We start from the raw sequence: 15,785 nt of genomic DNA on the forward strand, positions 1-15,785 counted from the left end.
ATGTGCTTGTTATTTTCTTAACGTTTTCTTATAATTATGTTAAAAAAAAAGCTCAAAAAAAAAGATTTTTTTGAGCTTAATAGAATTTATGTATTGTGTTTTTTAATACAAACTTTTATGTTTATTAGGATTTGCTTCATTCATAATTTCATAGATTTTCTCGTAAATATCCTCTGCAGATGGTTTTGAAAAATAATCTCCGTCTGTACCGTATGCTGTTCTGTGTTCTTTAGCAGTTAAAGTTGCAGGTTTGCTATCTAAAAACATATAACCATTTTGTTTTTCTACGATTTCTTGTAGAAGATAAGCAGAAGCTCCACCAGGTAAATCTTCATCAACGATTAATAATTTATTCGTTTTCTCTAAGCTTTTTACACAATCATGATTCAAGTCGAAAGGTAGTAAGCTTTGTGCATCTATAATTTCTATGTTAATATCTGCTTGCAGTAATTCTTTAGCTACTTCTTCTACAATTCTTAAGGTAGATCCGTAAGAAACAACCGTTAAATCTGTTCCTTCTTTCACTATTTCTACAACACCTATTTGTGTTTTGTATTCACCTAAATTTACAGGCAATTCTTCTTTTAATCGGTAACCGTTTAAACATTCTATTACTAATGCAGGCTCATCACCTTCTAGTAAAGTATTGTAAAAACCAGCTGCTTTTGTCATGTTTCTAGGCACTAAAACATGAATTCCTCTAACATTATTTATAATTCCGCCCATTGGAGAGCCTGCGTGCCAAATACCTTCTAGTCTGTGACCACGAGTTCTAATAATTAAGGGGGCTTTTTGTTTACCGAAAGTTCTGTAATGTAGTGTTGCTAAATCGTCGCTCATTATTTGTAAAGCGTACAATAAATAATCTAGATATTGTATTTCTGCAATAGGGCGCAGGCCACGCATTGCTAAACCAATACCTTGTCCTATAATTGTTGCTTCTCTAATACCTGTATCTGCAACTCTTATTTCACCATATTTTTCTTGAAGCCCTTCCAATCCTTGGTTTACATCACCAATAAAACCAGCATCTTCTCCAAAAATAATTACTTCTGGATGTTTTTTAAGAATAGCATCAAAATTATCTCTCATAATTATCCGTGCATCTACCAATGTTTTACTATCAGAATATACAGGTTTCTTTTCAGGAACGTTTAATGCACTAAGGTTTGATTCACTATATAAATATGAAGAAAATTTTTCAGAGGCACTTTTTAAAGCGTTTTTTATAAAATTTTGAAGTAATATTTTTTCTGCAAAATTTTCATCACTTAAATATCGTAGTGTTTTTCTAGTAGCAGATAAAACATCTTTTCTACTAGGTTCTACAATAGAAATTAAATCTTTTTTATGTTTGTTGATAAAGCTACTGTTTTTACTTTTTTCAGCAACTTTGTCTAATAATTGACAGGCAGTGTTAACTTCTGTTTTTATTTCATTAATAAAAGTATTCCAAGCATTTCTTTTAGCACTTAAAACTTCTTTTTTTGCTTGCTTTTCTAAAATAATAATATCTTCTTCAGATTCTACAAAGCGTAAAGTTTCTCCTGATTCCGTTTCTAATTCGAAGTCTAAAATCCAGTTTCGCATTTTTGTAATGCAATCGTGTTCTTTCTCCCAATTTAGTCTTTTCTTACCTTTATATCTTTCGTGAGATCCAGAAGTAGAATGACCTTGTGGTTGCGTTAATTCTTTTACGTGAATTAAAACAGGTACGTGTTCTTCTCTGGCAATTTTTGCTGCTTTATTATATGTGTCTACTAATTGTACATAATCCCAACCGTTTACCACAAATATTTCGTAACCAGCTTTGTCATGTTCTCTCTGAAATCCTTTTAAAATTTCTGATATGCTTTCTTTTGTAGTTTGATGTTTCGCGTGTACAGAAATTCCGTATTCATCATCCCAAACACTCATTAGCATAGGTACTTGTAAAACACCAGCTGCGTTTATGGTTTCAAAAAATAAACCTTCACTAGTACTAGCATTACCAATAGTACCCCAAGCAACTTCATTTCCGTTTGTAGAAAATTTAGATTTATGTTGTACGCTTTTTTCTGTTCTGTATATTTTAGAAGCTTGTGCTAAACCTAGTAAACGAGGCATTTGACCTGCTGTAGGTGAAATATCTGCACTAGAGTTGTATTGTTTTGTTAGGTCTTTCCAGCTGCCATCTTCATTTAAACTGTGTGTTGTAAAATGACCACCCATTTGTCTACCAGCGGACATAGGTTCTGCTTTTATATCTGTGTGTGCGTATAAACCTGCAAAGAATTGTTGTGGAGTTAACTCTCCGATAGCCATCATAAAAGTTTGGTCTCTGTAGTAACCAGATCTAAAATCTCCTAACTTAAATGCCTTAGCCATTGCTAGTTGTGGAACTTCTTTTCCGTCACCAAAAATACCGAATTTAGCCTTACCTGTTAAAACTTCTCTACGACCTAATAAACTGCACTCTCTACTAATTTTAGCTATTTTATAATCATTTAAAACTTCTGTTTTAAAGTCTTGAAAAGATAGTTTTTGTTTATTATCTATAGGTGTTTCTTGCAACATTTTTATGAGCTTTTTAATGTATCACAAAGATAGTTTTTTTAGTTGATAATTAAAAACTTATATATTTATTAAGAATATGGTAATTTTTTTTGCTGATTTTTAGTTTTTATTGGGTTTTGTTTAATAAAAAAGAGATATTGTTTTCACAATACCCCTTTTTTTGTATAAACTGTTATTTGGTTAGAATAATCTGCTGCATAAATCTCCGGGAGCTTCAAAGTCACCAATAATAATGTTGTCTGAGTTAAATGTATAATCATATTCATAAGAATTACCTCCAAAATATACTTTGTATTTTTGGGACACTCCTATATGTGCGTTATAGATGTAGCCTTTTCCAGCATAAGTGTATCCAACCCATCTCCAGTATGTATAAGTTCTACCATAGTAAGTGTAGCTTTCTTGTCTGTATAAGTATAAAAAAGGATTTAATACTTTGTCTCCACATTTAGCTTGAAATTGTATGTTGATATTTCTTACGTCCGGCTTCGGAGGAATAGAATTAGAAAATGTAGAACCATCTATATTTATATTGTTATTACTACAACCATCAAAAGTATCTGAAGTATATAATAAAACTCTATTGCTGTCATATCTACTACCAGAATATAATTTAATTTTTAGGTTTTGGTTAGGTGTTCTGTAATATCCATTAGAATTATCTTTAGTTTTAGATATCTGTATATCTCTATTAGCGATAACTTGACCATTATGTGCGTAAACTAGGTCGTAGCTTAAGTTATTGAAATTATCAGAAAGACTTGGTGTTTTCGGGATTGATACTGTTAGTTTTCTGTAATAATCACATCCTCTATAATAGTAGTCTAAGTTATACCAAGATAAATGAGTTGTTGTAAAAGCTACGTTGTATTTCCCGGAAGTATTCATGGTTACAGTTCCTGTTTTGTGAAAGCCCCATTGACCATCTTCTCCGTATGACCAAATTGGAATTAAATCACCTTCACTTATATTATCTCCAGTTTCAGGATTTATGTAATTGTTTGGAATCTCAATACCTACACTAATTGGCTTAGAAAAGTTTTTAACTTCTTTACCATCTACAAACATATCAATAGAGGTAAAACCTGCTGTAATAAAAGCAACATCTTCAGTTTCTTCTCCGGTTTCGTCAATAACACTTAGTGGGGTTAAACCTCCAGGGAAAGAGGCTATAGCTTCGGGTGTATCTAAACTAAAGTGAGCAATTTCACTTTTTAAGTTAGCTCCAGAGATGTTGTTTCCATTTGCATCTTGAAAAATAGTGCCAGATTCAATTGTGATTTCTGTATTTGTTGTTGCTTTTGTTTTTGGTGTTGTAATGATGTAGTTTTCAGAAATTGAGTTGTTAGAAAGTGTTTTAGTGGTTTCAATGAAATCAACTCCTTGTACAGTATTTAATTTGTTTACTATGTTTATAGATTTAGTAACTAAAGTGTCATTTGCAGCTATAATAACAGGTATAGTGGTTGTTAGATAGTTATCGCCTTTAATTTTTAGTAAAACTTTTAAATCTTCAGAACTAGAAAAGTTAGGGTTTACTGCTAAAGATATATTTCCGTCAATTACTTTTAAGTTAGAAATTTTTTCTCCAGAATTTGTTACAAATTTATCAGCATCATCTCCAATAAGTTCTACAGTTAATTTATTTGGGCCCTCAATACTTTCAGGGTTTACAATATCTAAAATACTAATAAGCACTTCTTGTTTTAATATATTGTTGGATATTTGAATATCAACATCGTCTGTTATTCCTTTAAAATCACAACTTATAACAAGTAGCGTCATAAATGCGAGCGCAATTAATGCATGTAGTTTCTTTAATTTTTTCATTTTTCTTTTTTTTTAAAATTTATAAGCTAATCTTATTTGTATTCTTGGTATAAATTTAAAAGTATCAAGAGCTTCTTTTAAATTTTCTTTTTGGTTTGAAGTCGGTGAAAGTAAATTTGTTGCAGTTAATTCTACATCTGGTGATGAAGTGAAATAAGTACCAAATTCAACACCAAAACCAATTTTTTTCTTAGGTATAGCTCTACCAAAACCAAGCCCTAGATAAGGAGCTACTCCGCTCCAAGTAATATCTGCGTTTATTTCACCAATATTTTCTTTGGTAATTGTAATATCTCCATATTTTACATCTTCTGTATATGTAATTAGAGCATTTGCATTTACTTTAGATAAAATACCTAGACCGGTTGTTAATTTAAATGAAGAGTTTTTAAATGGTAAATATTCAATACCTAAATCTATTATTGAAGATTCTATCGTTGCAAGTAGGTCTACAACGTCATCTTTAATCTCTAGGTCTTCTTTTTCGAAATCTTCTAATTTAAAAGTGTGCCAGACTACTTTTGCATTAAGTTTTGGGCTAATCTTTCTTGCATATTCTAATCCAAGACCAGGTGATCCAACAGAAATTGCAAAAGCATTTTTCTTTTCAATTTCTTGTGATTGCCCTAGGAGACTAAAGCTAATAAGAAAAATAAATAATAGTTGTTTTTTTTTCATTTTCATCAATTTTTAATTTGTTAGACAAAATTAATATTTAATGAGAATGTTAAAATACCTATTTATAGGTATATTGACTCTTTAGTAGGTTTTTTGTGAATATTACAAAAATCCTCTCTTAAAAAAGTTGTAAATAGATTTTACATCAGCAGATAATGAGAATCTTATTTTTTCTGGATAAGCATTCTGAGATATTTCCCAACCGTTGTTGGAGTATAGTGGGAAATAAATTTCGAAGATCTCGTGTACAAAGTTGAAACGGATTCCGTTTTCATAGGCAAAATACAGAGGCTGATTTTTATTTTTTAAGAAAGCGACATCATTATAAACCTCTATCCATCTCCATAAACCAATGCTAGAATTATTAGAAACCATAAATTGATTAGCAAATCTAGTAGGTAATACAGATTTAAAACCACCTTCGTTAATAATGTATTGTTGGCTAAAGAAACCAGAGCTTTCAGATCTTCCTAAATAATTTAATTGAAATAGGTAGTCATTACTTCTATCTAAGCCAAAACTAAAATAATCTCCTTCTGTTTTATTATTAAAAAACACACCCGCAAAAAACCTAAAGTCTAATTGAGTATCTGTTGTTGTTAAGGTTCTAAATCTAAGATCTAATGTGGCTTTAGAAAACTTTTTAGCAAACTCTGTGCTAAAGCTGTACCTAAACTCTTTAATAATATCTGGGTTAGAGTAATTGTAACTCAAGCTAAGAACACTGTAGTTATCTTGGTCTGTTCTTATAGCGTCAGGTGCAATTTCTTTATCTATATGAATTAATTTTGCTCTTAAATATTCTGATGAAATGTCTCTTAATGTTTTTCTTTTAAAAGTGATGTCTACATAAGGGGTAAGAGATTTATATGATAAGTTAGGTGCGTAATCAGAGGTGCCTCCAGCTAAACCGTAAGCTACTTTGTATATTTTTGTTTTTTCAAAAAATTGATTATAAAGTAAAGAGAAGCTTCCAATTACTGTATTACTTTTTGTAGCATAATATGGAGCTATTTTAAATTCAAAATTTCTTTTTATCAGCGGTTTGTTGTGTAATTTTACCCCAAGAATTAAACCATTGTAAAAATTATAATTTATATCGGGTTGGTAAAAAACTTGATTAAAATTTGGGCTGCTTATGTCTTTTAAAAATGAAAACTTTAGAGGTTTGTTCAGGATTTTTTTATCAACTGTTTTCCAGTTATTCAAAGTGTTTAATTCTGGATATAGGTTTTCATAATTTAATACAAAAGTATCGTAGTCTCCTTTTTTAAACTTTACTGTCTTAGTACTGTCAACGTCTGCTACCCATTTTTTTAATTTAATTTCTTCGTCTTTTATGGCGTAAAGAGCTAAAGGAGTCGTAATATTTCTTTTATTTTTAATGGTTACAGAAATACTGTCTTTTTCTTTTTTTACGCTTTCAATCTTATGATCTATTTTTTTATTGGTCTTTACAAAATCATTAAAAAACCAATCTAAATCTTTATTAGTCTTAGAAGAAAGTAATTTGTTAAAATGAGTACTTGAAGTAATTTTTAATTGGTTATTCTGATAAAATTCTTGAATTGTTTGGTTTAAAATACTATCACCTAAATATCCTTTTAAAAAACGAAAACCTAAGCCAGCTTTGTATTTACTAACAATTTTTCTATTAAAATTTGAAAGAGAATCTGCAGAAGTATTTAATGCTTGATCTAAAAATTTACGAGCTGTAAATTGGTATACAAAAGGGTATTTATCATTAAAATCTAATTTAGAAATATTAAATCCTTTTACAAGCCAAGAGTTAGAAACTTTACCTAGAAGTTTTACTTCTGGATAATATTCCTCTACATATTCGATCATTAAATAGTTTTGTATACCGTCTATTAGCCAGTAATCTTTTCTTTTGTTTAAGAGTAAAGTATTTTCTATATACCTTTTTGTAAGTGCTTTAAACATAGTAACGTCCCATTTAAAAGTATCGGAAAATGGACGTAAGAAATTAGGTAATTGATTTAAACCATAGATTGGATTTTTATTTTGAGTAGCTTTGTCAATAAAAATTTCTAAATGAGGATATTTTCCTAAGTATTTTTGAATAAAAAGGATTTCTCTATTTAAGATACTTGTTGTTAAATTGTAATCTAATTCTTTAGAGAAAACATCTGTATGTACAGTAACTGTTTTTGTATTATAGGTTTTTAGTTGTTTTGTTTTGTTGATTCCAAGAATAACATCGGTTTTATTTTTTCCAACTAAATAGTAACTGTTTGTATTTTCTTTTTTTGTTTTATATTGATATAAGTTAGATTCTACTATTAAATCTTTGGGCACATCTATTTCTATTTTAAAATCAGTCCCTTTTTCGTATAAATCATCTAAATTTAAATTACTCATTAATTGCCAACCATTGTCGTAAATCGCTGGTGTTAAATACCAATTTCTAAGATGATAACCTGTTTTTGTTTTTCCGTATTTTGTAAAACGAGCATTGGGTGTTTTTACAATATATGTTATAGATATAGTGATTTTTGAATTTGGATGTAATGGTTTGTCAAGATCTATTTCTATGATGTCTGCTTGTTTGTCTAATTCTTTAAAATAGACATTTTCAAAATCGACAGAAAGACTTTTTATGGTAGATGAACCTAATTCTTGTGGTTTTGCAAAGTATAAATCTTTTCTAAAATCCTTAATAAAACGTTTAGATAATGGCGTTTTTCTGTCTCTGTAACTATTTGCCCAATTATGAAGATAAACTTTAGTTAATATAGAGTCTGATGGGTTATGAAAAACAATTTCTTGTTGAATTTTAAGCTCGTCTTTTTCGGTATCTAATTTAGATTTTATGCTGATAGAGTTCTGCTGTGAAAACACAAAACTGGATGCTAGGAAGCAAATTAGTACTATGTAATAACGATTTTTCAATTAAATCTTTATTGTGTTAAATAGGGTTTATATTATAATAGCCTATCTTACTATAAAAAGACAGGCTATATAAAAGTGTAAAATAATATAATATTTTAGAAATTAGGCTTAAAATGATATTTATCGTAAAAATTATTAAGATGTTCGATAGCTTCCTCTGCAGTATCTACCAATCTAAAAAGGTCTAAATCCTTTTCACTAATATTTCCTTCTTCTAAAAGAGTGTTTTTTATCCAATCTAATAAACCACCCCAGAATTTTGTTCCGACTAAAATAATAGGAAAACGACCAATTTTATGGGTTTGTATTAGTGTAATGGCTTCAAAAAGCTCATCCATAGTACCAAAACCACCAGGCATTACTACAAAACCTTGCGAGTATTTTACAAACATTACTTTACGTACAAAAAAGTAATCGAAGTCTAAACTTTTCCCTTGGTCAATCCATGGGTTGTCATGCTGTTCAAAAGGCAATTCAATATTTAAACCAACAGAACTTCCTTTTCCTCTGTGAGCTCCTTTATTTCCTGCTTCCATAATTCCTGGTCCACCACCAGTAATTACACCGTAACCATTGCGGGTTAATTGAAAAGCAACTTCTTCTGCTAATTTATAATATGGATGATCTGGTTTTGTTCTTGCAGATCCAAAAATAGATACTGATGGGCCAATTTTACTTAAGCGCTCATAACCATCTACAAACTCTGCCATTATTTTAAAAATAGCCCAAGAATCGTTTGTTTTTATCTCGTTCCAGGTTTTTGTTTGTAATTTTTCTTTTATTTTTCTATCATCACTTGTCATTATCTGTAATTTTTTAAAATTTATTTTTCTTTTTTCAAAAAAAAAGAAAGCTTGCTAAAATAGCTCTTTTTTAACATTACACGATGTTAAATGATTAAAATTTAATTCAATTCCTTTTTCAAAAATTTAGCAGTATAACTCGTTTTATGTTTTGCAATTTCTTCCGGAGTTCCGGTGCAAAGTATTTTTCCTCCTTTTTTTCCGCCTTCCATACCAACATCAATAATATAGTCGGCTAGTTTTACAACATCTAAATTGTGCTCTATAATTAGTACGGTATTTCCTTTATTGGCAAGTTTATTTAAAACGTCCATTAAAACCCTAATATCTTCAAAATGAAGTCCGGTTGTAGGTTCATCTAAAATATAGAAAGTATTTCCTGTATCTCTTTTAGATAGCTCTGATGCTAATTTAATTCGTTGTGCTTCCCCTCCAGAAAGTGTGGTAGATTGTTGCCCTAATGTTATGTACCCAAGCCCAACATCTTTAATTGTTTTTAATTTTCTGTGTATTTTTGGTATGAGTTCAAAGAATTCTGTAGCATCTTCAATCGTCATATTTAAAACATCAGAAATAGATTTTCCTTTGTATCTAATTTCTAAAGTTTCTCTGTTAAAACGTTTTCCTTGGCAAGTTTCACATTCTACTTGTACGTCTGGTAAAAAATTCATTTCTATCACACGAACTCCTCCACCTTGGCAAGTTTCACATCGTCCACCTTTTACATTAAAAGAAAAGCGGCCAGGTTTGTAACCACGAATTGCCGCTTCTGGTGTTTTTGCAAATAAACTTCTAATTTCACCAAAAGTACCTGTATAGGTTGCTGGGTTAGATCTTGGAGTTCTTCCAATAGGAGATTGATCGATGTCGATTACTTTATCTACATGCTCTAAACCTTCAATTTTTTTGTAAGGCATCGGTTTTTTGACGCCTCTATATATATGAGCGTTTAAAATAGGGTATAATGTTTCATTTATTAAGGTAGATTTTCCACTTCCAGAAACTCCAGTTACACAAATCATTTTTCCAAGTGGAAATTCTACAGAAACATTTTTTAGATTGTTTCCGGTTGCACCTTTTAGTTTGATGAATTTTCCATTTCCTTCTCTACGTTTTTTAGGAACCGCAATTTCTTTTCTTCCTGTTAGATAATCTGCTGTTAAAGTATTTTGTTTTTTTAAATCTTCAAAAGTTCCAGAGCTTACTATTTCACCTCCGTGTCTTCCTGCACCAGGACCAATATCGAACACAAAATCCGCATGTTCCATCATGTCTTTATCGTGTTCCACGACTAAAACAGAATTACCAATATCTCGTAATTTTACAAGGGAATCAATTAATTTTTGATTGTCTCGTTGGTGCAATCCAATACTTGGTTCATCTAAAATGTACAAAACACCTACTAATTGAGAACCAATTTGAGTTGCCAATCGAATTCTTTGTGCTTCTCCTCCAGAAAGTGATTTAGAGGTTCTGTCTAACGTTAAGTAATCTAAACCAACATCTAATAAAAACTGAATTCTAGTTCTAATTTCCTTTAAAATTTCAGCTGCAATAATTAGTTGTTTTTTTGATAAACTTTTCTCAATATTTTTAAACCATTTTGCTAGTTCAGTAGCATCCATTTGTGCTAAATCACTAATGTTTTTATCGATAATTTTAAAATGAAGTGCTTCTTTTTTCAATCTTTTTCCACCGCAGGTAGAGCAAGAAACTTCATCCATAAAACCTTTAGCCCAACGTTTTATTGTGGTGCTTTCTGCACTGTCATATTGGTTTTCTATAAAAGAAATAATTCCTTCAAAATCTATTTTATAATTTCTAGTAACGCCGGCTGCTTTAGACTCAATTTCAAAAGATTCATTTCCTCCATTCAAAATTACGTCTAACGCTTCTTTAGGAATATTTTTTATAGGATCTGTTAATTTGAATTGATAACGTTCAGCAATATTTTCTATCTGTTTAAAAATCCAACTACTTTTTTGTTCTCCAAGTGGAGTAATTCCTCCTTTTTGTATGGAGATAGAATTGTCTGGAATTACTTTTTCTAGGTTAATTTCATTTGTAATTCCTAATCCACTACATTTATTACATGCGCCTTTTGGCGAGTTAAATGAAAAAGTATTCGGTTCTGGATTTGGATATGCAATTCCAGATGTTGGACACATTAATTCTCTACTAAAATAACGAGGTTCATTGTTATCAATGTCAATAACCATCATAATGTTATTTCCAGAATACAATGCTGTTTTTATCGTTTCTTCTAAGCGTTTCTCTATAGAATCATTTATCAAAAGTCTGTCTATTACAACCTCAATATCATGCGTTTTATATCTGTCTAAACGCATTCCTTTTTCTATTTCTTTTATTTCTCCATCAACCCGAACACGTAAAAAACCTTGTTTAGAAATTTGTTCAAAAAGTTCACGATAATGTCCTTTTCTAGATTTTACTAAAGGTGCTAAAACAGCAATTTTTTTATCAGCAAAATCCTTTAAAATAAGTTGTCTAATTTGTTCATCAGAATAACTTACCATTTTTTCTCCAGTATTATAGGAGTACGCATCTGCGGCTCTTGCAAACAATAGTCTTAAAAAATCATAAATCTCAGTAATAGTACCAACGGTAGAACGCGGACTTTTATTAGTTGTCTTCTGTTCAATAGAAATTACTGGCGAAAGCCCATCAATTTTATCAACATCGGGTCTTTCTAATCCGCCTAAAAACTGACGTGCATATGCCGAAAAAGTTTCAATATATCGCCTTTGTCCTTCTGCATAAATAGTGTCAAAAGCTAAAGAGGATTTTCCACTTCCGCTTAACCCAGTTATTACAACTAGTTTTTCACGAGGGATTTTTACATCAATATTTTTTAAGTTATGGACTCTTGCTCCGTATACTTCTATATATTCTTGGTCTTTCAAATGAGATCTTTTTGGAAAAACGCAAAGTTAAAGAAACCAATTTTAATTTAAGGATGATTGTTTAACGCTTTTGATGTTAAACTTTTATAGAAATATTCCATAATAAGAACAGTAATTTAAAAAATGTTGTTATCAATTGATAAAATACTATATTGCATTTAAATTATTTGAACTTAAATGATAGATAGTATTCGACATTTTTTTGAAAGAAATGGATTTCATGTTTCGTCAAGATTAGCAGACAGAATAGGGATGAGAGCCTTAAATGTGCGCTTATTTTTTATTTATGTCACTTTTTTTACGGTAGGTTTGTCTTTTGGTTTTTACTTAACATTAGCATTTTTATTAAAGTTAAAAGATACGGTGTACACTAAAAGAAGTTCTGTCTTTGATCTATAATATATGAAGATAGCTGTATTAGAATCTAAAATTAATAAAACTTTATTTTTAGTTATTGCTATATTATCTTTAGGCACAATAGGGTATATGGTGCTTTCTAATTACTCTTTTATAGATGCATTGTATATGACGGTTATTACCGTTACTACTGTTGGTTTTGGTGAGTTGAGACCATTTTCTCCGGAAGAAAAAGTTTTTACAATATTTTTAATTTTAACTAGTATTACTATTTTTGGATATGCTGTTTCAGCTTTTTCAGAATATTTAGTAAGTGGTAGATTATTTGAACATTTTAAGCATAGAAAAGTGGAAAAAAAAATAGCAAGTTTAAAAGGGCATACCATTGTTTGTGGATATGGAAGAAATGGAAAACAAGCAATTTTAAAGTTAAAAAATTATAATAAAGACTTTGTCGTTATTGAAAAAAGTAAAGAAAGAATAGAAATATTAGATGCAGCTGGGGTTTTAAATATAAGCGGAGATGCAACTTTAGATGAAACCTTATTGAGAGCAGGTATAGAAAAAGCGTCCTATTTAATTACTGCTTTACCCTCGGATGCTAATAATTTGTTTGTAGTTTTAACGGTGAGTCAATTAAATAAAGAGTGCAAAGTAATAAGTAGGGCATCTAATGAGTCTTCTTATAGTAAACTAAAAATTGCAGGAGCAAGCAATGTAATTATGCCGGATAAATTAGGAGGAGATCATATGGCTTCCTTGGTAACTACACCAGATGTTATTGAGTTTGTAGATCGTTTAACTATAGAAGGAGAGACTACAGCTAACTTAGAAGAAATAGCTGTAGACGATTTGCCAGAAAAATATATCAATAAAACGCTCTTAGATTTAGATTTAAGAAAAAAAACAGGGTGTACGGTTATCGGTTTTATAGGTCCTAATAAAGAATACATTATAAATCCGGAAGCCGATTGTCTACTTATTAAAGGATCTCATTTAATTGTCTTGGGGAGACCAAATCAAATAATTAAATTAAGAGCGTTGTTTTAGTTTCATAAAATATGAAAAGAATCTTTGAGGTTATTGATTTTTTTTTACCTAAAATAAAACGCTAAAAAATATAAAATAAGAAATCTATCTATGATTAAAGTTGTGATTACGGGAAGTAACGGGTTGTTAGGTCAATCTTTATTAGGTTTATTGCTTAAAGAAAAAGAAACTTACCAAGTTTTTGGATTTTCAAGAGGAGATAATAGAAGTGGGAGAAATGATTTTTCTTATGTTTCTATTGATATTACTGAAGAAGAAAATCTTAAAAAAGTATTATTAGAGATTCAGCCAGATTTTATTATCAATACGGCAGCAATGACACAGGTTGATGACTGTGAAAACCAGAAGGCAGCATGTGATTTGTTAAATATAACGGTTGTAAAATGGTTGTCAGAAATATCAGCAGAACTAAATGCTCATTTAATTCATATTTCTACGGATTTTATTTTTGATGGAATAAAAGGAAACTATAAAGAGACGGATATTGCAAATCCATTAAGTTATTATGGAGCTTCGAAATTAAAATCTGAAGCACTTTTATTAGAGTCAAGCATAAATTACACCATATTAAGAACTATTTTAGTTTACGGAAAAGTGTTTGATATGAGCCGAAGTAATATTGTACTATGGGTTAGAGAGATGTTAGATAAAGGAAAAGAAATTACTATTGTAGACGATCAATTTAGAACACCAACCTATGTAGAGGACTTAGCCTTAGCTTGTAAGATCTCTATGGATAAAAAAGCAACAGGTATTTTTAATATCTCATCAAATGAATTATTAAGTGTTTATGAAATTGCGCAACAAATAGCAGTTACTTTTAATTTAGATAAAAACTTAATTAAACCAATATCAACATCCACTTTAAATCAGACGGCACCAAGACCTGCAAAAACAGGTTTTGATTTATCTAAAACCAATAAAATACTAGAATTTTATCCAAAGTCATTTAAAGAAGATTTACAAAGATTTAAAGAAATCTTAATATAAAATTTGGATTTATCTGCTAAAAGTTGTGAAAAGAGCAAATTTTTAGGATATTGCGAGTTACTAATTGAAAAAACAATAATTTATATATTATGAAGAAACGAATTCTGTCAATGTTTTTATTGGCAATCCCCATGTTAACATTTGCACAAGAAAAAGGACTAGATCAACAAATCGATAAAGCTTTCGGAGATGCAACAGGTTGGTTTGTGAACCTTATTTTCTACCAAATTCCATTTACAGATACAATTAGAATATACTGGGTGTTGTTTCCACTTATTTTAGGAGCACTTTATTTTACGTTTTACTTCAATTTTATAAATTTTAGAGGTTTTTTTACATCAATAAATATTGTTAGAGGTAAGTATGACGATTTAGAAGAAAGAGAAAATCATAAAGTAGAAATATCTAAATCTACATTTACAGATGAAGAAGATAATCCAGATACTATAAGAGTAGAGGGACATGAAGGTGAGGTTTCTCACTTTCAAGCTTTAACGGCAGCATTGTCTGCAACCGTTGGTTTAGGAAATATTGCAGGTGTAGCAATTGCTGTTTCCATTGGTGGTGCAGGTGCTACTTTTTGGATGATTGTTGCTGGGTTTCTAGGAATGGCTTCTAAATTTGTAGAGTGTACATTAGGTGTTAAATATAGAGATATTGAATCGGATGGAACCGTTTATGGTGGTCCGATGTATTACTTAACAAAAGGATTAAAAAATAAAACTCTAGGTAAAATATTAGCAGGTTTATTTGCTGTATTTGTTATTGGAGGTTCTTTTGGAGGAGGAAACATGTTTCAAGTAAATCAAGCTTTTCAATTAGTACAAAACATAACAGGAGGGTCAGAGTCATTTTTAGCCGGTAAAGGTTGGTTATTTGGTCTTGTAATGGCAATCTTAGTAGGTATTGTAATTATTGGAGGAATCAAAAAAATAGCAAAAGTAACAGATAAAATTGTTCCTTTTATGGTAGCAATTTATGTTGCAGCAGCGTTGTTTGTAATCTTTGCAAACTATACTATGATTGGCGATGCATTTTTACAAATATTTAATGGTGCATTTAGTCCAGAAGGTATTGCTGGTGGTGCAGTAGGGGTATTGGTACAAGGATTTAGAAGAGCAGCTTTTTCAAATGAAGCAGGTATTGGTTCTGCATCTATTGCGCATTCTGCTGTAAAAACTAAATATGCAGCAAGTGAAGGTATGGTTGCTTTATTAGAGCCATTTATAGATACTGTTGTAGTTTGTACAATGACAGCATTGGTATTAATTATCACAGGTAATGTTGCAGCAGAAAATGCCTCTTTAAATGATGCACAAGCAATATTATTAACATCAGGTGCATTCGAATCTGCAATTTCTTGGTTTCCGTATGTGTTAACGGTTGCAGTTGTTTTATTTGCATTTAGTTCTATGATCTCTTGGTCTTACTATGGTTTTCAAGGTTGGGTGTTTTTATTCGGAAGGTCTAAGAAAATGGAATATACATATAAAATAATTTTCTGTATATTCGTAGTAATCGGAGCGGCAGCAAGTTTAGGTTCTGTAATTGGTTTCTCTGATGCAATGGTTTTTGCAATGATGGTTCCAAACATGATTGGTTTAATAATTCTTGCACCTAAAGTAAAAGAAGAACTAAATAAATATATGGCTGCTATAAAGTCTAGGACAAAAGCGTAAATCAC

General features: G+C 30.5%; 10 protein-coding genes. 4 read left to right on the plus strand and 6 right to left on the minus strand.

Annotated features, from left to right (window positions below):
• Positions 1 to 102 precede the first annotated feature (102 nt).
• From H0I28_RS01250 to uvrA, 6 genes are all read right to left on the minus strand, one after another.
• Positions 103 to 2,556 (minus strand): thiamine pyrophosphate-dependent enzyme, encoded by a 2,454-nt coding sequence (locus H0I28_RS01250; RefSeq protein WP_218760167.1) that lies wholly within the window; start codon positions 2,554 to 2,556, stop codon positions 103 to 105.
• A gap of 180 nt (positions 2,557 to 2,736) precedes the next feature.
• Positions 2,737 to 4,386, minus strand: coding sequence for a hypothetical protein (locus H0I28_RS01255; RefSeq protein ID WP_218760169.1), 1,650 nt, complete (start codon positions 4,384 to 4,386; stop codon positions 2,737 to 2,739).
• A 12-nt stretch (positions 4,387 to 4,398) separates the two neighbouring features.
• Complete coding sequence (locus tag H0I28_RS01260) at positions 4,399 to 5,064, minus strand: hypothetical protein (protein ID WP_218760171.1); 666 nt, start codon at positions 5,062 to 5,064, stop codon at positions 4,399 to 4,401.
• Between the two features lie 102 nt (positions 5,065 to 5,166).
• On the minus strand, positions 5,167 to 7,926 hold the full coding sequence (locus tag H0I28_RS01265) for an aminopeptidase (protein ID WP_254712814.1): 2,760 nt from the start codon (positions 7,924 to 7,926) through the stop codon (positions 5,167 to 5,169).
• Between the two features lie 146 nt (positions 7,927 to 8,072).
• Entirely contained in the window at positions 8,073 to 8,780 is a 708-nt protein-coding gene (locus tag H0I28_RS01270) for a TIGR00730 family Rossman fold protein (RefSeq protein ID WP_208888706.1), read from the minus strand.
• 101 nt (positions 8,781 to 8,881) lie between these two features.
• Positions 8,882 to 11,704 carry an excinuclease ABC subunit UvrA gene (gene uvrA, locus H0I28_RS01275; RefSeq protein ID WP_218760173.1) on the minus strand — a complete coding sequence of 941 codons (2,823 nt, stop codon included), beginning with the start codon at positions 11,702 to 11,704 and terminating at the stop codon, positions 8,882 to 8,884.
• A 177-nt stretch (positions 11,705 to 11,881) separates the two neighbouring features.
• Between uvrA and H0I28_RS01280 the strand changes: the two genes are divergently transcribed.
• The 4 genes from H0I28_RS01280 (at position 11,882) to H0I28_RS01295 (ending at position 15,780) form a co-directional block, all read left to right on the plus strand.
• Positions 11,882 to 12,103, plus strand: coding sequence for a PspC domain-containing protein (locus H0I28_RS01280; RefSeq protein WP_218732898.1), 222 nt, complete (start codon positions 11,882 to 11,884; stop codon positions 12,101 to 12,103).
• 3 nt (positions 12,104 to 12,106) lie between these two features.
• Positions 12,107 to 13,111 carry a TrkA family potassium uptake protein gene (locus H0I28_RS01285; RefSeq protein WP_218752470.1) on the plus strand — a complete coding sequence of 335 codons (1,005 nt, stop codon included), beginning with the start codon at positions 12,107 to 12,109 and terminating at the stop codon, positions 13,109 to 13,111.
• A 90-nt stretch (positions 13,112 to 13,201) separates the two neighbouring features.
• Positions 13,202 to 14,101: an NAD(P)-dependent oxidoreductase gene (locus H0I28_RS01290; protein ID WP_218760174.1), complete on the plus strand. Its 900-nt coding sequence runs from the start codon at positions 13,202 to 13,204 to the stop codon at positions 14,099 to 14,101.
• 89 nt (positions 14,102 to 14,190) lie between these two features.
• Positions 14,191 to 15,780, plus strand: a complete 1,590-nt coding sequence (locus H0I28_RS01295) for a sodium:alanine symporter family protein (protein ID WP_218732901.1) — start codon at positions 14,191 to 14,193, stop codon at positions 15,778 to 15,780.
• The last annotated feature ends 5 nt before the right edge of the window (positions 15,781 to 15,785 follow it).

This window comes from Polaribacter sp. AHE13PA (genome assembly GCF_019278505.1).
GTDB lineage: Bacteria > Bacteroidota > Bacteroidia > Flavobacteriales > Flavobacteriaceae > Polaribacter.

Coding starts and splice junctions, on each gene's coding strand:
- H0I28_RS01260 (WP_218760171.1), bottom strand. CDS start 5,064: ATGAAAAAAAAACAACTATTATTTATTTTTCTTATTAGCTTTAGTCTC.
- H0I28_RS01285 (WP_218752470.1), top strand. CDS start 12,107: ATGAAGATAGCTGTATTAGAATCTAAAATTAATAAAACTTTATTTTTA.
- H0I28_RS01255 (WP_218760169.1), bottom strand. CDS start 4,386: ATGAAAAAATTAAAGAAACTACATGCATTAATTGCGCTCGCATTTATG.
- H0I28_RS01270 (WP_208888706.1), bottom strand. CDS start 8,780: ATGACAAGTGATGATAGAAAAATAAAAGAAAAATTACAAACAAAAACC.
- H0I28_RS01250 (WP_218760167.1), bottom strand. CDS start 2,556: ATGTTGCAAGAAACACCTATAGATAATAAACAAAAACTATCTTTTCAA.
- H0I28_RS01280 (WP_218732898.1), top strand. CDS start 11,882: ATGATAGATAGTATTCGACATTTTTTTGAAAGAAATGGATTTCATGTT.
- H0I28_RS01295 (WP_218732901.1), top strand. CDS start 14,191: ATGAAGAAACGAATTCTGTCAATGTTTTTATTGGCAATCCCCATGTTA.
- H0I28_RS01290 (WP_218760174.1), top strand. CDS start 13,202: ATGATTAAAGTTGTGATTACGGGAAGTAACGGGTTGTTAGGTCAATCT.